General features: G+C 34.0%; 21 protein-coding genes. 9 read left to right on the top strand and 12 right to left on the bottom strand.

The window, feature by feature from the left end; all coding sequences use genetic code 11:
- Position 1 precedes the first annotated feature (1 nt).
- The 3 genes from secB to AAHI99_RS07195 are packed head-to-tail and all read right to left on the bottom strand — an operon-like array spanning position 2 to position 1,211.
- The gene (secB, locus tag AAHI99_RS07185) at positions 2-499 is read right to left on the bottom strand and encodes a protein-export chaperone SecB (protein WP_342227580.1); all 498 of its coding nucleotides are present in this window, start codon (positions 497-499) and stop codon (positions 2-4) included.
- Positions 500-502: 3 nt separating this feature from the next.
- On the bottom strand, positions 503-760 hold the full coding sequence (gene grxC, locus AAHI99_RS07190) for a glutaredoxin 3 (RefSeq protein ID WP_342227581.1): 258 nt from the start codon (positions 758-760) through the stop codon (positions 503-505).
- Positions 761-785: 25 nt separating this feature from the next.
- The gene (locus tag AAHI99_RS07195) at positions 786-1,211 is read right to left on the bottom strand and encodes a rhodanese-like domain-containing protein (RefSeq protein ID WP_342227582.1); all 426 of its coding nucleotides are present in this window, start codon (positions 1,209-1,211) and stop codon (positions 786-788) included.
- Positions 1,212-1,317: 106 nt separating this feature from the next.
- Here AAHI99_RS07195 and pmbA point away from each other — a divergent pair, with 106 nt between their 5' ends.
- Positions 1,318-2,700 (top strand): metalloprotease PmbA, encoded by a 1,383-nt coding sequence (pmbA, locus tag AAHI99_RS07200; protein ID WP_342227583.1) that lies wholly within the window; start codon positions 1,318-1,320, stop codon positions 2,698-2,700.
- Positions 2,701-2,839: 139 nt separating this feature from the next.
- On the opposite strand, the gene AAHI99_RS07205 is transcribed toward pmbA, so the two are convergent.
- Genes AAHI99_RS07205 through AAHI99_RS07215 form a run of 3 tightly spaced genes read right to left on the bottom strand, consistent with a single transcriptional unit; the run spans position 2,840 to position 4,436 of the window.
- Positions 2,840-3,712, bottom strand: coding sequence for an N-acetylmuramoyl-L-alanine amidase-like domain-containing protein (locus AAHI99_RS07205; protein WP_342227584.1), 873 nt, complete (start codon positions 3,710-3,712; stop codon positions 2,840-2,842).
- A gap of 44 nt (positions 3,713-3,756) precedes the next feature.
- Positions 3,757-4,026, bottom strand: a complete 270-nt coding sequence (locus AAHI99_RS07210) for an HPr family phosphocarrier protein (protein ID WP_071662866.1) — start codon at positions 4,024-4,026, stop codon at positions 3,757-3,759.
- Positions 4,027-4,046: 20 nt separating this feature from the next.
- Positions 4,047-4,436: an iron-sulfur cluster assembly accessory protein gene (locus tag AAHI99_RS07215; RefSeq protein ID WP_342227585.1), complete on the bottom strand. Its 390-nt coding sequence runs from the start codon at positions 4,434-4,436 to the stop codon at positions 4,047-4,049.
- A gap of 403 nt (positions 4,437-4,839) precedes the next feature.
- Between AAHI99_RS07215 and AAHI99_RS07220 the strand changes: the two genes are divergently transcribed.
- Together AAHI99_RS07220 and AAHI99_RS07225 are read left to right on the top strand one after the other, a co-directional pair.
- Positions 4,840-6,051: an amino acid permease gene (locus tag AAHI99_RS07220; protein ID WP_425288718.1), complete on the top strand. Its 1,212-nt coding sequence runs from the start codon at positions 4,840-4,842 to the stop codon at positions 6,049-6,051.
- 278 nt (positions 6,052-6,329) lie between these two features.
- A complete protein-coding gene (locus AAHI99_RS07225) occupies positions 6,330-6,500 on the top strand; it encodes a hypothetical protein (RefSeq protein ID WP_339050407.1) in 171 nt (56 codons plus the stop codon).
- Positions 6,501-6,615: 115 nt separating this feature from the next.
- On the opposite strand, the gene AAHI99_RS07230 is transcribed toward AAHI99_RS07225, so the two are convergent.
- The gene (locus AAHI99_RS07230) at positions 6,616-6,945 is read right to left on the bottom strand and encodes a response regulator (protein WP_342227587.1); all 330 of its coding nucleotides are present in this window, start codon (positions 6,943-6,945) and stop codon (positions 6,616-6,618) included.
- Positions 6,946-7,290: 345 nt separating this feature from the next.
- Between AAHI99_RS07230 and AAHI99_RS07235 the strand changes: the two genes are divergently transcribed.
- The 6 genes from AAHI99_RS07235 (at position 7,291) to AAHI99_RS07625 (ending at position 12,445) form a co-directional block, all read left to right on the top strand.
- Positions 7,291-7,965: a helix-turn-helix transcriptional regulator gene (locus AAHI99_RS07235; RefSeq protein ID WP_342227588.1), complete on the top strand. Its 675-nt coding sequence runs from the start codon at positions 7,291-7,293 to the stop codon at positions 7,963-7,965.
- The gene (locus AAHI99_RS07240; protein WP_342227589.1) at positions 7,934-8,617 is read left to right on the top strand and encodes a queuosine precursor transporter; all 684 of its coding nucleotides are present in this window, start codon (positions 7,934-7,936) and stop codon (positions 8,615-8,617) included. The genes AAHI99_RS07235 and AAHI99_RS07240 overlap by 32 nt, the downstream gene beginning before the upstream one ends.
- A gap of 32 nt (positions 8,618-8,649) precedes the next feature.
- Positions 8,650-9,396: a cupin domain-containing protein gene (locus AAHI99_RS07245; protein WP_342227590.1), complete on the top strand. Its 747-nt coding sequence runs from the start codon at positions 8,650-8,652 to the stop codon at positions 9,394-9,396.
- 30 nt (positions 9,397-9,426) lie between these two features.
- Entirely contained in the window at positions 9,427-9,963 is a 537-nt protein-coding gene (locus AAHI99_RS07250; RefSeq protein ID WP_342227591.1) for a hypothetical protein, read from the top strand.
- 145 nt (positions 9,964-10,108) lie between these two features.
- Positions 10,109-12,055: a molecular chaperone HtpG gene (gene htpG, locus AAHI99_RS07255; RefSeq protein WP_342227592.1), complete on the top strand. Its 1,947-nt coding sequence runs from the start codon at positions 10,109-10,111 to the stop codon at positions 12,053-12,055.
- Between the two features lie 234 nt (positions 12,056-12,289).
- Entirely contained in the window at positions 12,290-12,445 is a 156-nt protein-coding gene (locus AAHI99_RS07625; RefSeq protein WP_425288738.1) for a CBU_0592 family membrane protein, read from the top strand.
- Between the two features lie 155 nt (positions 12,446-12,600).
- Here AAHI99_RS07625 and manD read toward each other — a convergent pair whose 3' ends face one another.
- The 5 genes from manD to AAHI99_RS07280 all read right to left on the bottom strand — a co-directional run bounded on the left by manD (position 12,601) and on the right by AAHI99_RS07280 (position 18,181).
- Entirely contained in the window at positions 12,601-13,806 is a 1,206-nt protein-coding gene (manD, locus tag AAHI99_RS07260; RefSeq protein ID WP_342227593.1) for a D-mannonate dehydratase ManD, read from the bottom strand.
- A 67-nt stretch (positions 13,807-13,873) separates the two neighbouring features.
- The gene (locus tag AAHI99_RS07265; protein WP_342227594.1) at positions 13,874-14,659 is read right to left on the bottom strand and encodes an SDR family NAD(P)-dependent oxidoreductase; all 786 of its coding nucleotides are present in this window, start codon (positions 14,657-14,659) and stop codon (positions 13,874-13,876) included.
- Positions 14,660-14,681: 22 nt separating this feature from the next.
- The gene (locus tag AAHI99_RS07270; RefSeq protein ID WP_342227595.1) at positions 14,682-16,112 is read right to left on the bottom strand and encodes a sugar porter family MFS transporter; all 1,431 of its coding nucleotides are present in this window, start codon (positions 16,110-16,112) and stop codon (positions 14,682-14,684) included.
- Positions 16,113-16,258: 146 nt separating this feature from the next.
- Positions 16,259-17,122, bottom strand: coding sequence for an SMP-30/gluconolactonase/LRE family protein (locus tag AAHI99_RS07275; RefSeq protein ID WP_342227596.1), 864 nt, complete (start codon positions 17,120-17,122; stop codon positions 16,259-16,261).
- A 6-nt stretch (positions 17,123-17,128) separates the two neighbouring features.
- Complete coding sequence (locus tag AAHI99_RS07280) at positions 17,129-18,181, bottom strand: aldose epimerase family protein (protein WP_342227597.1); 1,053 nt, start codon at positions 18,179-18,181, stop codon at positions 17,129-17,131.
- Positions 18,182-18,187 lie beyond the last annotated feature (6 nt).

Here is an 18,187-nt window from a genome sequence, read left to right on the forward strand (position 1 = left end):
ATTAATGCGTAATAATAGAATTCGAAGGATTTTCTTTTTTCCCACTACCGCCTTTATCTTCCTGTTCTTGCATTTGCTGGGCATACAACGCTTCAAAATTAACAGGCGCTAAATAGAGGGGTGGAAAACCCGCACGGCCAACCAAATCTGATACAGCTTCTCTAGCATAAGGGAATAAAATAGTGGGGCAAGTTATACTCATTACTTGATGGTTTTGCTCTTCAGTGAATCCTTTTAGCGTAAAAAGTCCTGCTTGTTTCACCTCAACCAAAAATAAGGTTTTATCTTTTGACTTCGCTGTGACAGTGATTTGTAAGACAACCTCATGATTATCGGCACCGATATCACTTGTATTCATAGTAAACTGCAAATTTAATTCCGGTTGCCACTCTTCTTGAAAAGCCTGAGGGGAATGAGGAGTTTCTAGTGACAAATCTTTAACATAAACACGCTGAATAATAAATTCAGGCTGTTGCGAAGGCTTGTTTGGTTGATTCATAAATTACTCGTCTTTTAGTAAGGTGTCTAATTCGCCAGAGGTAGCTAATTTTGATAAATCATCAAACCCTCCGATAGATTTATTATTAATAAATATTTGTGGCACTGAACGTCGATTACTTAGTTTCACCATTTCAGCTAGTTTATTAGCATCTTTATCAACTTGAATTTCTTCATACTTAACTCCTTTTTTGTTCAGTAATTCTTTAGCATCTGCGCAATAAGGACAACCTAGAGTTGTATATATCACTACTTTTTGCATAAACACCTCTTTATAACTCGAAAATTTAGCTTTTAATAATAGGTAAAGCGGCATTTTGCCAGCTCATAATCCCACCTTTAAGGTGGAAACATTTTGCAAACCCTGCATTTTTTAATAGTCTACCAATTTTATGGTGTGATTGCCCCTGACTATAGTTAATGATAATAGGCCTTTCTAGATATGAGTCAAGTTCACTTAGTCTAGCTTTGAGTTCAGAAAAAGGTATATTAACAGACTCAGCAATATGTCCTTTTTTAAAACTGAGCTCATCACGAACATCTAAAAAAATCGCGTCTTCTCGGTTAACCTTAAAAATAGCCTCTTGGACACTAAGAGGCAACGTACCGGTTAACTTAGCATGTAATTCAAAAGTCAGTAATAAAATTAAAATTACAAAAAAAACTAGCCATAGCTCCCAATGTTGTAAACTAAATTCAATGAACTGCTGCATTTTCTTTAACCTTTATGATATTTATCTTATCTTAGATACGCTAGTCTAGCGAAATTTAATACCCATCGCTATACTCTCTTACATTTTAATATCGAGAAATGGTTTTATGACTACCCAAATAGAAAATCAGCATCCATTAGGGTTAATAAATAAGCAAGCAGATTATAAAAATTTGTTAACTGAATTGATGAACATGGCAAAAAAACAAGGGGTTACTCAAACAGAAGCTAGCATTAGTCATGATACCGGATTTTCAGTCACTGTTCGCAACCAAGAAGTTGAAACAATTGAACATAATCGGAATAAAAGTTTAGGAATAAATGTTTATTTTGGTCGCAAAAAAGGTTCTGCAAGTACCTCAGATTTTAGCGCTCAAGCCATAAAAAGCACTTTTGAAGCGGCTTGTCATATAGCACGTTTTACTACTGAAGATCCTTTTAATGGCCTAGCTGAATCGCAATTTTTAGAAAAAACACCCTCTGATTTAGACCTTTGTCATCCTTGGTCAATTGACCCACAAAATGCTATTGCATTAGGTAAAGAATGCGAAGCAAATGCGCTCGCTATAGACAGTAGATTAACATTTTCAGAAGGAGTCAGCTTATCTACACAGGAAGCTATTTATGTTTATGCAAACAGTAATGGGTTTCTAGCTGGGTATCCTAGCTCGTTGCATAACATTTCTTGTAATCTGATAGCAAAAGATAAAATGGGTATGCAGCGGGATGGTAGCTTCACAATAAATCGCAATCCAGATCAACTCCAATCGATTGAAAAATTAGCCAAAGAAGCTGCTGATAATACCGTTAAACGCTTAAGTGCAAGACGTATTTCAACCTGCCAAGTCCCAGTGATTTATCATTCAGAAATCGCCCCCGGCTTGATTAGAACTTTTCTTGAGGCAATTTCGGGGGGAACACTTTATCGCAACGCCTCTTTCTTGGTCGACCATATCGGAAAACCCGTTTTTGCTAAAAGAATCTCTATTTATGAAAAACCTCATATGCTGAGTGCTTTAGGAAGTGCTCCTTTTGATGACGAAGGAGTCCGTACTAGCGATCGTGTTTTAATTGATGAGGGTATTTTATGCGGATATTTATTAAATAGTTATTCAGCCAGAAAGCTAGGCTTGCAAACAACAGGAAATGCAGGTGGGTTTCATAATATTTTGCTAAAAACGAGTCAATTTAAGCTTAATGATCTATTGAAACAAATGGAAAAAGGTTTATTAGTCACGGAGGTTATGGGACAAGGTATTAATTTAGTAACGGGCGATTACTCTCGTGGTGCAGCTGGTTTTTGGGTTGAAAATGGAGAGATCCTATTTCCTGTGGAAGAAATTACTATTGCTGGTAACTTAAAAGATATGTATCAAAATATTGTGGCTATAGGCAATGATATTAATTATAAGAGCACCATTCAAACTGGCTCAATCTTATTAGAAAATATGATGATCGCGGGCATGCAAAACTCTCAAATAGAGCAATAAATTATTTATCTATACTCTCAGTAATTGAATTCTTAGCGCAAGGGCGCTGCGAGAATGAAGTAACCGGAATATATTCAAGATACATGATGGATTGCGAATTGAGCACAACACAACAAAAAATTTAAATGCAAACCCATATCTAAGTCGGTTCTGTGATAGACCATACGCTTATACCATCCAAAGTACCGAGTGATAAATAGGTTTTTAAATAATCTTGAAACAAAACATCTAACACTCTTCCTGCTTTTGATGAAGCCATGCGGCAATAAAGCTGGCCGTTATTCCAAATAGCAAAGCTCATATGCAATACATTCATAGAAGTTCCTATTCGGGAACTTAGATAAGAATCATGACCGACAAAAAAGATTAAACTGCCACTAGGAATTTTTTGCCTCAATTCAGAATTTTGTAACAAATCAAAGACTGGAATATAAGAAATACTTACATTTTTACTTCCATACAAATCCGCACCTTCTTTTTTTAATTGAGATAACCGCGCTTCTTTTTCTTGGGGGCTTAAATAAGGAATTTGAATTCTATCGGTAGTTAAATGGCGATACCAATTTGGCAAATTAATTTGGGTTCTGCTAACATTTGTTTTACGACCCGCAATTAAATAACTCAACTCCTGAATATATCCATTTCTTTTATTATTGGGGATCCAATCAGCACTGGGAAAATGATTACGTTGAGTAAAACTCACATTACCTTGTTTATAACGAATTTGATTGATTTTGTTTCTAAAGTCTGGAAGACTTCTAGCTAGTGCTAGAGCCATGACCGTATCAACATAGGTTTCACAATCAAAATAATCAAATCGATATAAAGGATTTTGATCGTATTTTCCATTGATACCTTCACCCAGCGCACCTTCTAAATAAGGGGTATTTAGTAATGCTGCACTTTGAATTTCAATTCGTCGCTGAATTGGATAATTCTGGTTTAATGAAATTAATTGATTGACGATTTCATCATTAGCCTGTGTATCGGCAAAACTTAAAGGAATAAACAAAAAATAGAATACAATGAGGGTACAAAGAACTCGGCAGCACCTTATCACCCCTCTTCACCGAACCTATCAGTAACTAATTTTTCAAGCACCGTCAAGGCTGCAGCTTCATCTTCTCCTTGAACGATGACTTCAACAGGACTACCTTGCCGGGCTGTAAGCCCCATCACTTCTAAAATACTCTTTCCATCTACTTGTTTACCATTACATTTGAGCGTAATTTGGCTAATAAAACATCTTGCGATTTTGACCCACTTCATAGAAGCACGTGCATGTAATCCCAATTTGTTATTTATCGTAATAATTTTACATATCATATAATGAGGAAACTAATCCTCTATTTTTCCTCTATACTAAAACTTTCGCCACATCCACAGGCAGCCGTTTGATTTGGGTTAATGAATTTCAGCGTGCCATTAAGTCCATTTTGTACATAATCGATACAAACCCCCTTTAAGATAGGAAAACTCAATCGATCAACAAAAACAGCTAAATCATTATCAATAGAAAATTTTAAATCTTCAGAATGGAAGCTATCTACATAATTCACTTCATACGCAAAACCTGAGCAACCAGAACGCTTAATACTCAAACGAAAACATTTCCCCCGTATTTGCTTGGCCAGGATCTTTTTAATATGTTTAATCGCGGAAGGAGTTAAATAAAGCTGACCCTCCTTACTTTTATTTTGAGCAGGATCGTAGATAGGAACTTTAACTTGTGTCATAAGTCCCATATTACCACTTAATAAGTTAGGTAACAAAGTACTGCTCTTAGTCCTTCTTTCATTAGGGTAATATACCTGAATTTTGTAGTTATTTTACTTACAAAAACAAGCTAAAATGGATTTTTTTTACCCATAATTCTCAAAAATTTAGCTTCATAAATCCTCAATAAATGAACTTTATAGGCTTGTAAGGTTAGCAAAAAAAACTTTTCAATTACAAGCTTTCCAAACTGTAAATCCATTCGATGCAACGCCCAACCATAACTTATAATTGATTATTAAAAATTAATGCTTCCATCAGCATTAATCCTAACTTTTTACTTGTGTCATAAAAGTGTTTGTTGTACGGTTAACTTAGATATTAAAATATATTCAATTTGCATTTTTTTTATAACTCTCTCATATGTTTAACAAATTTGATACTAAACTTCTTGGGGGTATTTTACTCATAGTCGGAACAGCAATAGGGGGCGGAATGCTAGCATTACCTATTGCGACGGCCGAAGCTGGATTTACAAATTCTTTGATTCTTCTGTTCCTATGCTGGTTCATTATGACCGCCAGCGCTTTTTTGGTCCTTGAAGTTAATTTATGGCTTCCTGCAAATACTAATATTATTTCCATGTCGAGAATTTTATTAGGTCGTTGGGGTGAATCTATTGCCTGGATAAGTTATCTATTATTATTTTATTCCGTACTTGCAGCCTATATGGCGGGTAGTGGAGATTTTCTTAGTGGGTTATTGCTTAATTTAGGTTTTAAAATACCCAACTGGTTATCTATATTCCTATTCACTGCTATTTTAAGTTACGTGGTTTATCAAGGCATACATTATGTCGATTATGTGAATCGTGGTTTGATGTTTAGTAAATTTAGCATTTATATTTTACTTATTTTATTTATTATTCCATCTATTTCTAGCACTAAGTTAAAAGATGGAAACTTGTTTTACTTAACAAGCGGAGCAACAGTAATGATAACCTCATTTACTTTTGCGAACATCATACCAAGCTTACGCACTTATTTTAAAGATGATATTCCCAAATTGCGAAAAGCTATTTTAATAGGTAGTTTAATTCCTTTATTTTGTTATTTATTTTGGGATCTATGTATCATGGGAGTACTCTCTCGTGAAGGAAATCATGGGCTAATTAGCATGTTACATTCCAAACACTCAACCAGTGAGTTTGTTATGCAATTAAGTAACACATTAAATAATCCATTAATCACGTTTATGACCAGAATTTTTACTTCAATTTGCTTAGCTACCTCTTTTCTAGCCAGCGGATTGAGTTTATCTGATTTTTTGGCTGATGGTCTACGCACTACCAAGCGAGGAAAGGGTGGAGTTATTGTTTATTTAGCTACTTTTTTACCACCTATGACAGTAGTATTATTTTATCCGGGTGCTTTTATAGGTGCATTAAGTTATGCTGGAATTTATTGTGCAATACTTTTTGTTTTGCTTCCATCTCTAATGGCCTGGCGCGGACGTTACAGAAAAAATTCTTTAGCGAAAGGATTTAGAGTTAAAGGAGGAAGGCCATTATTACTAGGCCTTGGTATTGCAGGCGTTTTATTTATAAGTAATGGAGTCCAAATAGCTTTTACCTAAGCCTTAGATTACAAGTATATAGGATATTTGCTATAGGTATTGAATTGCATCTTTCTTATCCAACCACTTACAACCCTTTCATCTCGGCCCGCTACCCCTTTTCCAAGTAAAAGTCCAATATTAATAGGGAATCAATTAATAGGACTTTTGAAATTATATTTTGTTTACAAAAAAATATAACGATTTTTTAAATGTTTTTAAATTCGTTATAGCAACAAAGTAACTTTATTTTTCCTAAAATTAACTAAGAAATTTTAACAATTGAATGGGGGACAGATATGATAATAGATGGTGTTTTAGTCGGAGTTGTACTAGCAGGACTGGAATTAGGTGTAGCTTGGATATTGGCCTGTGTAATTAATCATGAGCCATCATCTGAAAAAAAGGAGGAAAAAGAACCTCCTTTAACTTTTTCAGCAAATTTCGCTAATCTAGCTAATTTAAAATAAAATTTTAAGTTTATCGCTCTGCTTATATATTCGAGATTTTAAGCAAAAAAATCTATAAAAAAATTAAAAAACCTCTGGAAACATTTTAAAAGTTTTCAGGGGTTTTTCATTTAAGTTAAATCATTTCATTATTGACTGGTTTCTGATTAAAAATATTTTCTAACATAATATATAAATCTTTGTATGGGATAGGCTTCGTTGAAAAATTATCTATTTCGGCTTCTTGGCACCATTTTTTTAAATTATTAGTAGGATATGCACTTAATAATATTATCGGCATTCGGTTCGCTTTATTATTTTTTTCCAGTATACGAATTCTCTTTCCAACTTCAACTCCTGGCATATCAGGCAAACCGGCATCGAGAATAATAAGGTTATAAGTCCTATTCAGACACATATCTAAGGTTTGCTGCCCATTTATGGCAATATCAGCTTGATAGCCCATCTTTCTTAAAAAAATACTATGTACGCGTTGTATTATAAGCTGATCTTCAACTAATAAAATTCTTTTTTTTTATCCACTTATTTTTCTATCCTTGCTTAAAAATTCTAAATATCATTTTTTATAATTTATAATAGTCCATTAATGGACTATTATGCAACAATATAAAACATGTTGAACAAATAAAAAAATTTGATTTAAAATTATAATACTGGCATAATTTTCAGGTTTTAAAAAAATAATTTAGCAAGGATCTTGTTTAATTTATTTTATCGGCATTGTTTTTAATAACGATAATGTTTCGAGCATAATAAATTGTGAAAGTGACTTTGCAGAGGTCTATTACAATTGTCTTTTAAACACACACTCAATAATACTTTAGAATATCTAATAAAAAAGTGGGGGATAAATATCAATCAACTCCACAAACACACTGGTATTCCACTCTCAACACTAAAACGCTTAAGATTAAATAAAGAAAATAATCCTACACTAGCATCCTTGGCTCCCATCGCAAACTATTTTTCTATATCACTTGATCAATTAACTGGAAGAGAAGCTCTATCTAAAAAAAATAAACAAATCGATGGTTTGACTATTCCTCTGATACACTGGAAAGATATTCTTAATATTCCTAAAAATAGAAACCATCTAGCTTTTTCGTCATTATTAATAAGAGATATAACATTAAATGAAAACAGTTTTGCCTTAGTGATTAGAGATAATAATACGAATAATTTCTTAGCGGGATCTTTGTTAGTCATTGATCCTAGTTTAAAAGGGCGCAATCGAGATTTTATAATAATATATAAAAAAGGAGAAACGAAACCGCAGCTAATGCAAAAAATTATTTATGAAAATAAAACTTATATTAAAAATTTGACTATTGAATCTGAAATTATTAAATTTTCAGATCTTTACAAAATTATAGGCGTAGTTATACAAATAAGAATGAATTGCAAAAAAAGTAGATCTTATGTTAATTTCGAGGATGAAAAAGGCCACGGCACCCAAAAATATTAATCAATATATCCTTATTTTAGGGATGATAAACATTACGATTAGTTTAGCGGCTGATGTCGTAGCATATAAATTAGTATTTCTTGGTCCTGCATTAGTGCCTGGCGCACCACTCATTTTTCCTTTAACGTATATTATTGGAGATATAGTGGCAGAAGTTTATGGTTATAATGCTGCTAAACAAATTATATGGATTACATTAGCGTGTGAATTATTTTTTTCGATTGCAATTAAATTGATTATTCATTTACCTTCTCCAAATTTTTGGCATGATCAACCATCTTATAATCAAGTAGTCGATCCTATATTAAGATTTGTTTTAGCTGGAATCTTAGCCGTGATAAGTAGCAGTTTTATTAATATATATATAATTTCAAAATGGAAAATATTAATGAAAGGTAGACACTTTTGGCTGCGCAGTTTAGGATCATCTGCTATAGGTGGATTTATTTTGGTTTTAATTACTATATTATTTGGATTTAGTGGCCATATACATTTTTCACAGTTGGGTTATATGATTATATCGGTCTACTCTATTGAAATATTATACTCATTGTTAGGTGTATGGCCTGCTTCGCTGATTACCGGTTTCTTGAAAATGGAAGAACAACTTGATGTGTATGATACCGAAACCGATTTTAATCCATTCAGATAAAATATCTCTACCTATCTATTAATGAGGAAAACATGTTATCTAAAAAAGAATTTATTGAAATACTAAAAAAAATACGCTCTATTGACATCCTGGATCCTAAAGAAAAACGATATTTAAACAATATTCTTTCTTCAGAAAATGACCTACCAGATTCGATTTCATTAGCTAAAATAGTCGAAAAATTAGCTTTAAAGGATCTTCGTGAAGTTACCGATGAAGATGGTTATTTTAAACAAATAACTGAAAATTCAAATTCTGAAAAATCAATAATATATTATGTTCTAAATGAAGAACAAATTTCGTGTTTGCATACGTTACAAGTTGACGAAAAATGGGAATGGTTAGGCGGAAGTACAATCGCTATTTATATTTTTTTAGAATCAGAATATAAAGAAATTATTTTAGGACCAGACAATCCTACTTTTATGGTAAATAAAGATACATTGTTTGGAGCTAGAAATATACTTTCATCGAATGGCTCCCCTTATAGTTTGGTTACATGTACATGCGAACCAAGTTTTCATCATACACTTTATTCAATTCCAACTTCTGATGAATTAAAAAAACTTCAAGGTAAACATGGACCAATTATTGATGAGCTTACTCCTAAAATATTAAAAAACCCTATTAATAAGACTAAATCCTCTGATGAGAATATACATAATAATCCAAAAAATAAATTTATTCGATCTGCTTTTTTATTTTGTGCCCAATGTATTGGTATAAAAAAAAATGAAGAACAAACTCCTTTAATTAATTCACCACAAAATAATAGATAATTTGATTTTAATAATTGGGAGGATATTAGCTTGGACTTTAAATATGTAGAAAATTATTTTTCAACCATTAAAGCAAAATATAAGTTGCTGCAGAAAGCTAATGCCCATCCTTTCGCATTACGTATTGTTGATGAGGAGATTAGTGCCAATGGGGAAACAATATTTACTTTGCAGTTAGTGGGAAAGAATCTTGTTTCTAAATTATATGCTAAGGATATTTCTAATGATAAAGAATTATTAAAATCTTTATCACCCATAGATTTATTAAAAATTTTAAATATTTCGAATAAAAAATTTTTACAAAAAAGTGAAAATATAATTCTTTTCCCATGCCAAGCTTATTACAAACTTATAGCTAAAAACTATAATCATAATCTTCAGCAAACTATTTTTACCTTAGAAATTACTCGTGTTAACAAGTGCATACAAAAAAAATTACCCGCACTAGACATTGTAAATAACCCTTTAATTTTAGAAAAACTTACACCACAAGAAATTTATGATTTAGGTTATACGGTGGGTTCAGAAACTATACTTAGAGAAATACTTTATTTGTCTAACCTTTAAAAAAACTTTTAAAAATATAGTTATATATAAAAACATACCTAACCCAAAAAATGCTGGTTTTTCAAGCAAATTTACTTGAAATTAAAAATTTTGCCCTCATGTTGTCCGTATTGATCTATTTATTATCATAAGAGGTATTGGATTTATGACGACCCTAGTTGAAAAACAGACATTAGGCTTTAAAACAGAAAGCGCTCAGCTATTAGACCTAATGATTGATAAAATTTATAAAAATAAAGAAATTTTTTTACGCGAACTAATCTCTAATGCTCACGATGCCATAGAAAAATTACGTTTTAAAGCTTTATCAAATCCACAAATTTATGAAGAAGACGCTGAACCTAAAATTGCTTTAGTCATTGATAAAGACAACCAGACCGTCATATTAACTGATAATGGAATCGGTATGACTTTCGATGAAGTTATTGCAAATCTCGGCACCATCGCAAAATCAGGCACCAAAGAATTTTTAGATTCGTTAACAGGGGATGCTAACAAAGACACTCAGCTTATTGGGCAATTTGGAGTTGGATTTTATGCTGCATTTATGGTAGCCGATAAAGTGACGGTTAAGACTCGTGCAGCAGGAGAACCTTCAGAAAGAGGTGTTTGCTGGGAATATAACCGAGGCTCTGAATCTAAGGATGGATACACCATTGAAAGCATATTCAAACCTGAACGAGGCACTGAGATCATATTACATTTAAAGAAAGATGAAACTGAATTTTTAGAAGATTGGCGCTTAAGGAGTATTATTACTAAATATTCGGATCATATTACTTTGCCTATTAGTATGAAGAAGAACGTAATCCCAAATGAGACTTCTTCCGATATTGAAGAAAACAAGAGTATTGAAAAAGAAACTGAAACTACTTGGGAAACGGTTAATAACGCTACTGCAATATGGACGCTTTCTAAAGACCAAATTAATGCTGAGGAATATAAAAAATTTTATAATCACCTCACTCATGACCAGAATGACCCTTTTACTTGGATTCATAACAAAATAGAAGGGAAACAGGAATATACTACATTACTCTATATACCTTTACAGGCTGGCCCATTTGAATTTTGGAATCATGAAAAACCTCGAGGCTTAAAACTCTATGTTAAACGCGTCTTTATTATGGATGACGCTGAACAATTCCTGCCTCGTTATCTACGATTCGTAAAAGGAATTATAGACAGCAATGATCTTCCATTAAATATTTCACGAGAAGTTTTACAAAATAATAAACAAATTGATAATATACGCTCGGCTATAACCAAACGAATTCTTGAAACCTTAATCTATCTTTCTAAAGAACAAACTGAAAAATATTTACAATTTTGGAAGGAATTTGGCAATATTTTAAAAGAAGGTTTAGCAGAAGACTTTGTAAATCGCGATTCATTATCTAAACTTTTAAGATTTAGCTCAACTTATTTAAATAATAACGCGCAAACGGTAAGTTTAGAAGATTACGTATCACGTATGAATCCTGAGCAAGATAAGATTTACTATATCACCGCAGAAAATTTTGCCGCAGCAAACAATAGTCCTAATTTAGAAATTTTTCGCGATAAAGGCATAGAAGTATTACTATTACATGATCGTATCGATGAATGGTTGGTTGCGCACTTAACTGAGTTTGATGGAAAAAATTTACAATCTGTTGCTAAAGATTCTGATATCTCAGGGATAGCTGAAGAAAAAAATAAAGAATTGTTACAACAAAATGAAGATGAATTTAGACCTTTATTAAAGCAAATTCAAGAGATACTCAAAGATAAAGTAAAAGAAGTTCGTATTTCGGTGCGCTTAACCAGTTCCCCTGCCTGTGTTGTCACCGAACAAAACGCATTGAGCAGTCAAATGCAGCGTATTTTACAAGCCACGGGTCAAACTGTGCCTACTAGTAAACCAATATTAGAATTAAATACTCAACATAAATTAATTCAAAATTTAAAATACATACAAGATGACTCTCTTCTGGCAGAATGGTCACATTTATTTTTAGAACAATCGATACTGGCTGAAGGTGGACAACTTGAAGACCCTGCTGGATTTGTGAAAAGATTAACTAATTTATTATTAATTAATAAAAATTAATTTGGAAATGCTAAAAGTCTCTCTTTATGAGAGACTTTTCATAACAATGGACTGAAGCAACCTAAACCATAGACACGGTATTCAAAACTATCGTAGAATCTACGTGTTTGTTCGCACATAAAAATAACAACATTTAGGTTTTTTATGACTTCTATTGTCTTGTCTAAGCATTTTTTCTTTATTACTGGATTATCACTTATTCTCGCTGCCTACATTTTTCAACAAGCTAATTGGATGAAAATAAAAGGCTTTCTTTATAATTTTATTAATCTGCTTGGAGCTGGATTGCTTGTTTATGTTACTTTTCAACCTATGCAAATAGATTTTTTCATTTTTACAACGCTATGGACTTTCATAAGCATAATAAGACTTTATAAGAGTTTTAAGTAATGAATATTAATAGAAAAATCCACATCTCTATACTCACAGCAATGGGATTTTTGACAAGGCGCCGTGAAAATGAGCAACCGAAGTGTATATAACATACATAAGGATTGCGAATTAAGCGGCAGCCCAGTCAAAAATTCAAGTGCGAAGAGTATATTTTACCAGTTAAATAAAGTACCATCTAGCTTTCGGTTAATGGGAAGATAGGCGCGTTCGTAAGGATATTTTTCTGCCAACTTCTCATTAAAATCGATGCCTAAACCGGGCTGATCACTAGGATATAAATACCCTTTATCAAAACTGTAATGATGAGGAAATACGTCGTTAGTCTTTTCGGTATGATGCATATATTCCTGTATACCAAAATTATTAATGGAAATATCGAAATGTAACGCAGCCGCCATAGTGATAGGGGATACATCTGTTGGACCATGACATCCTGTTTTCACATGATAAACTTCAGCCATTGCTGCAATTTTTTTCAAATGTGAAATTCCACCACCATGCACTACAGACATACGAATATAATCAATCAGCTGTTCAGTAAATAAAATATGCGTATCCCATATCGTGTTAAAAACCTCGCCTACCGCAAGGGGAGTTGTTGTATGCTGACGTATAATCCGAAAACCTTCTTGTAACTCTGCTGGCACCGTATCCTCTAACCAAAACAAATGATAAGGTTCTAATTCTTTGCCTAAACGAGCCGCTTCTATAGGCGTTAAGCGATGATGGGCATCATGAAGAAAATGAGGGTCGTCACCATAAGTTTTACGTAATTCTTTAAACAATTTAGGAATGTAATTAAGATATTTTTCGGTAGACCACACACATTCTTGAGGTAAACCTTTAGTTGCGGGTTCGTAATACATTTTATCTTTAGAAACGCCGTAACTATTCGGTAAGCCAGGAACACCCGTCTGAGCCCGTACCGCTAAATAACCCATATCGATATATTTTTCAACTTGTTTGATGGTATCCGTAATATCAATTCCATTGGCATGGCCATATACCATCACTCCTTGACGACTCTTCCCACCTAATAAATTATAAACCGGCGTATTTAATACTTTTCCTTTGATGTCCCATAAAGCCAAATCGATTGCTGCAATCGCAGCCATGGTGACGGGTCCGCGTCGCCAATAGGCGCCGCGATAAAAGAACTGCCAAATATCTTCGATTTGGGCGGGATCACGGCCAATCAAACAAGGAATAAGATCTTCTAAATAAGCTTTAACTGCTAATTCTCGTCCATTTAAAGTTGCATCACCGAGGCCATAGGCACCCTCATCGGTAATTATTTTTAGTGTCACAAAATTACGATCTGGGCACGTAACAAACACTTTAGCATCTTGAATTTTCATTAAATAACCTCGACGAGATCTAGCTTTATATTTTCTTATGTTAATCCCAGTAATTCAAATTTTTGGATTATTGAATTACCAAATCATTCAAACGGTTTCGTCCAATAATTGGGTATTGTTCGACTTCATACACAGCACCACTAACCGGCGCGGACTGATCTGCAAGCCAAAATACAATGTGTGATGCAACATTATCTGGTGATAACAAACGGCCACTGGGCGCATATTTTTTGGGAATCCTTTCCTGCCAATCTTCTGGTAAACCCTCTGCCATTTTTAAACAAATTTCATTGTCAGTCGGTGTCCATCCCACATTGAGTTGATTAACTCGAATAAGTTCTGAACCTAAGCTATCAGCTAAGTTACGCGTCATCGTCATTAGGGCCCCTTTTGAGGCAGAATAAATCAAAAGATCTGGCTGGCCAGTATAAGCATTCATAGAACCTATGTTTACAATTGTTCCACCGGATTTCTGTTTGCGGAAGACTTCTACGGCGGCTTTACACAAGAGTAAGGGAGCATAGAAATTAACTCGCATAATCTTTTCACAAAGTTCTAGATTAGCGGAGTCAATGTTATTTCGTGGATAAATACCCGCATTATTGACTAAACCGTCTAGTCGGCCAAATTTTTTTACTGTTTCTGTTATTAAATAAGTATAGGAATTTTCGTCCATCAAATCAGCCAATAGATAGCTACTTGACTCACCCAGATCCTGAACTAATTTTTTAGCACAATCTTCTTTACGACCATGGATCATGACTTTAGCCCCCTCAGCAATACACCGCCGAGCGGTTGCAGCCCCAATGCCATTAGTGGATCCAGTAATCAAAATAACCTTATTTTTTAACATATCTACATTCTCTAACGACATTTTATTTTGTAAGAAAAAAAGCAAAAGGCCTTTTTAAGGCTGTAAATAGTGAAGAGATGCGTAATGCAGCACCTAATTCACGACTTGGTCGACCTAAACGTAAATTATTTTCAATTTGCTCTAGAGAACAATTTTTGGTTTCTGGAACAATAAAGTAAATAAAAATCCAACCTAACACGCATAGAAATGCATATAACCAAAATGTATGACTTGTACCTATAAATTGAATTAAGGTCAAAAATGTCATTGACACCAGCATATTAAAACCCCAGCTTGCCGAAATAGCTAAACTGGCACCTACGCCTCGAATATTTAATGGAAAAATTTCCGAAATAATGAGCCACATTATTGGACCTAAGCTCATTGCAAAACTGGCAATATAAATAACCATACTTGCTACAGCTACCCAACGTAATGACGTTAATGCAGGAAAATAAAAAGCTATTCCCAAAATAAGCAAACTAATAAACATACCCAAAAGGCCATAAAGTAATAAAGGACGGCGCCCCCAACGATCAATGAGAGGTAAGGCTATAATAGTAAATAATACATTTATTATTCCGATACCTAAGGTTGCTAAAATAGCATTGCTGACATATTTAAAACCGGCCATTTGTAAAATGGTTGGTGCATAATAAATAATGGCATTGATTCCTGTGACTTGCTGAAAAAAACTTAAACCTAAACTAATAAAAAGAATAGGGCGTAACCATTTTGCTAATAAAAGACGATGTGTTCCCTTTTCAACTTCTACAGTTTGACGAATTTCGTCGAACTCATTATTGATATTTTCCCCATGACGCAAATGCTTTAAAACTGCACGGGCTTTTTGATCCCATCCCTTCAAAATCATCCATCGAGGACTTTCTGGCAAATAAATAGTTCCTAATAATAAAATAATAGCTGGAACAACGCCTAAGCCTAACATCCAGGACCATTGTCCAGTGACAGAAAAGTAATAATTAATTAAATAAGAGAAAACGATTCCTATGGTAATCGCTAATTGATTCAAGGAAACCAACATACCCCGGATACGTTTTGGAGCAATCTCTGCAAGATAAAGCGGTGCGGTAAATGAACCTATACCTACAGCCACGCCCAATATAATTCGACCTATCACTAAGGTAACTAAATTGGGTGAAAATGCAGTAACTAAAGAACCTACAATAAACGTGAGGGCGGTAAAAACCAGTACTTTACGTCGGCCAAATAAATCACTTATTCGACCGCTTACACCTGAACCTATTAAAGCACCGAATAAAACGGCGCTAACAACCATTTCAATTTGAAAATTAGTTAAGAAAAAATCTTTTTTAATGAATAAAATAGCACCGGAAATAATTCCCGTATCATAACCAAATAACAATCCTGCTAAAGCCGCAAATCCAGAAATGGTATAAATCAACCAATTTGGGTTTGATACTTTTATCATAAAAAATAATCTCTTTTATGGCATTTATTCATCCGTACTTTACCCCTGTCACAACTAAAAGCAAGTCAAACGCTTAAAAAATGTAGTTTGATCGGTCAATTGTCAGTACTTTTATTACAGATTATTTCGACGTTTGGACACATTTTTCAGCCTAAATAACTAGGCTCAGGCAATCCTTTAATATTTGTTTCTACAGCGAAAAGCATCCCTGATTGAGGAGCATCAGTTAGCTGGGCTGCGGTTAAGCCTATAGAAGCAGATGTAATATATAAAGTTGTTAAATCTGCCCCCCCAAAACAACAACTTGTAGGTCTGGGTATTGGCATAGGGATAACACTATCGATCTCACCGGTGGGAGTATAACGGGTAATTTGCCAACCATCCCAATGACAACTCCAAAGATAACCTTGGCTATCGACAGTAAGTCCATCGGGGAATCCTTCTTCTTTGGGAATTTGTGCAAATAAACGCATTTCACCCAAACTTCCATCCTTGGGATCAAATTCATATTGATAAATTTGTCGGGCAGGCGAATCACAGATATACATTAGATTATTCTCTAAATTCCAAGCAATCCCATTACTCACTGTAAACCCATTTAGCATCTGCTTTACATCTCCACGATTTAAACAATACAAAGCAGCAATCGGGTGTTGTTCGGCGATATCTTTGGTACCAGCCCAAAATCTTCCTTGTCTATCACATTTACCATCGTTAAACATGACATTTTTTATTCCTTGTAAGGGGAAAGCAATGTTCTGTGTCGTACCCGTCATTGTATCAATAGTCACAAAACGATCGCTTAAAGCGGCTATTAATCCACCTTTAGAGCACCAAGCGATTGAACCAATTTCACTAGGCATAGCAAATTTATCTAAACTTTTATCTTGATTTAAACGATATAGGGTCGCAGCGACGATATCGACCCAGTACAGGCATTTTTCTAGGGGATGCCAAAGCGGCCCTTCACCTAATACCATAATTTGTTGACATGCTACATTAACCTTCATAAATTCTTACCAAGTTAATCGATAGATGGTTTCGTGTTGATATTTATCGCCTGGTAATAAAAAAGGCGAAGGAAACTCTGGGTATTTAACCGCACCAGGAAGATTTTGTGTTTCCATGCAAAAAGCTCCATAGCGTTGCGTGTGCAAACTTGAACTAATCGGATAATCTTTCAAGCTATTGCTAGTATAGAATTGTAAACCCGGTTGTGTGGTAAACACTTCAAGTATACGTCCACTTTTGGGTTCTTTAATTTTTGCAACATATTGGGGTTGATGATTTATTACAGAAGATACTATATAACAAAGATCGTAACCGCCAATAGCAATCTCTTTAATTCGCTCACCGATTTGATGAGGCTCACGAAAATCGAATGGAGTATCTTTAACTTCTGCTATTTTTCCCGTAGGAAGTAAATCTTTATCCGTAACAACATAACAATCAGAAAAAATTTGCAATATATGATCCAATACGATCCCATTTCCTGCTCCAGCTAAATTCCAATAGGCATGGTTAGTCAAATCAACTGGCGTGGCTTGATCGGTTTCGGCTTGAAAGTTAATCTTCAATTCGTTGTTTAGCGTTAAACTATATCTCACTTTAATGTCGAGATTTCCAGGATATCCTTGATCATTATCCTGACTTAGATAAAAAAAACTGACACTTATTTGATCTTCTAGATTTGCAACTTCCGCTCGCCAAACCTTTTTATCCAAGCCTTGTTCTCCTCCATGCAAATGATGTGCAAAATTTTTATTTTTACTTAAAAAATAATCTTTTTTTAGATAATTAAAATGTGCATTAGTAATACGATTAGCAACGCGACCAATTGTCGCTCCAAAATAAAATTCATGGTTTAAATAATCATCTAGGCAATCAAATCCCAAAGTTAATTCCTGCATCTTACCTTTTGAGTTCGGAACTTTTACTGAAGTTAAAGTAGCGCCATAATTTATAACACTGATACACATTCCATTTGGATTAGATAATGTATATTGCGTTATCAGTTGGCCATCAGGTAACTTACCAAAAATAGTCGATTCACAAACAATTTCTGGCATATGAAT

The organism is Rickettsiella endosymbiont of Rhagonycha lignosa (assembly GCF_964031165.1).
Lineage (GTDB): Bacteria > Pseudomonadota > Gammaproteobacteria > Diplorickettsiales > Diplorickettsiaceae > Aquirickettsiella.

What these genes read in the sequence shown, in the direction of transcription:
- AAHI99_RS07240 (WP_342227589.1), top strand. Translation starts at nt 7,934, where the DNA reads ATGAAAAAGGCCACGGCACCCAAAAATATTAATCAATATATCCTTATT.
- AAHI99_RS07220 (WP_425288718.1), top strand. Translation starts at nt 4,840, where the DNA reads ATGTTTAACAAATTTGATACTAAACTTCTTGGGGGTATTTTACTCATA.
- AAHI99_RS07215 (WP_342227585.1), bottom strand. Translation starts at nt 4,436, where the DNA reads ATGACACAAGTTAAAGTTCCTATCTACGATCCTGCTCAAAATAAAAGT.
- secB (WP_342227580.1), bottom strand. Translation starts at nt 499, where the DNA reads ATGAATCAACCAAACAAGCCTTCGCAACAGCCTGAATTTATTATTCAG.
- AAHI99_RS07275 (WP_342227596.1), bottom strand. Translation starts at nt 17,122, where the DNA reads ATGAAGGTTAATGTAGCATGTCAACAAATTATGGTATTAGGTGAAGGG.
- grxC (WP_342227581.1), bottom strand. Translation starts at nt 760, where the DNA reads ATGCAAAAAGTAGTGATATATACAACTCTAGGTTGTCCTTATTGCGCA.
- htpG (WP_342227592.1), top strand. Translation starts at nt 10,109, where the DNA reads ATGACGACCCTAGTTGAAAAACAGACATTAGGCTTTAAAACAGAAAGC.
- AAHI99_RS07625 (WP_425288738.1), top strand. Translation starts at nt 12,290, where the DNA reads ATGAAAATAAAAGGCTTTCTTTATAATTTTATTAATCTGCTTGGAGCT.
- manD (WP_342227593.1), bottom strand. Translation starts at nt 13,806, where the DNA reads ATGAAAATTCAAGATGCTAAAGTGTTTGTTACGTGCCCAGATCGTAAT.
- AAHI99_RS07195 (WP_342227582.1), bottom strand. Translation starts at nt 1,211, where the DNA reads ATGCAGCAGTTCATTGAATTTAGTTTACAACATTGGGAGCTATGGCTA.
- pmbA (WP_342227583.1), top strand. Translation starts at nt 1,318, where the DNA reads ATGACTACCCAAATAGAAAATCAGCATCCATTAGGGTTAATAAATAAG.
- AAHI99_RS07270 (WP_342227595.1), bottom strand. Translation starts at nt 16,112, where the DNA reads ATGATAAAAGTATCAAACCCAAATTGGTTGATTTATACCATTTCTGGA.
- AAHI99_RS07280 (WP_342227597.1), bottom strand. Translation starts at nt 18,181, where the DNA reads ATGCCAGAAATTGTTTGTGAATCGACTATTTTTGGTAAGTTACCTGAT.
- AAHI99_RS07245 (WP_342227590.1), top strand. Translation starts at nt 8,650, where the DNA reads ATGTTATCTAAAAAAGAATTTATTGAAATACTAAAAAAAATACGCTCT.
- AAHI99_RS07210 (WP_071662866.1), bottom strand. Translation starts at nt 4,026, where the DNA reads ATGATATGTAAAATTATTACGATAAATAACAAATTGGGATTACATGCA.
- AAHI99_RS07225 (WP_339050407.1), top strand. Translation starts at nt 6,330, where the DNA reads ATGATAATAGATGGTGTTTTAGTCGGAGTTGTACTAGCAGGACTGGAA.
- AAHI99_RS07230 (WP_342227587.1), bottom strand. Translation starts at nt 6,945, where the DNA reads ATGGGCTATCAAGCTGATATTGCCATAAATGGGCAGCAAACCTTAGAT.
- AAHI99_RS07265 (WP_342227594.1), bottom strand. Translation starts at nt 14,659, where the DNA reads ATGTTAAAAAATAAGGTTATTTTGATTACTGGATCCACTAATGGCATT.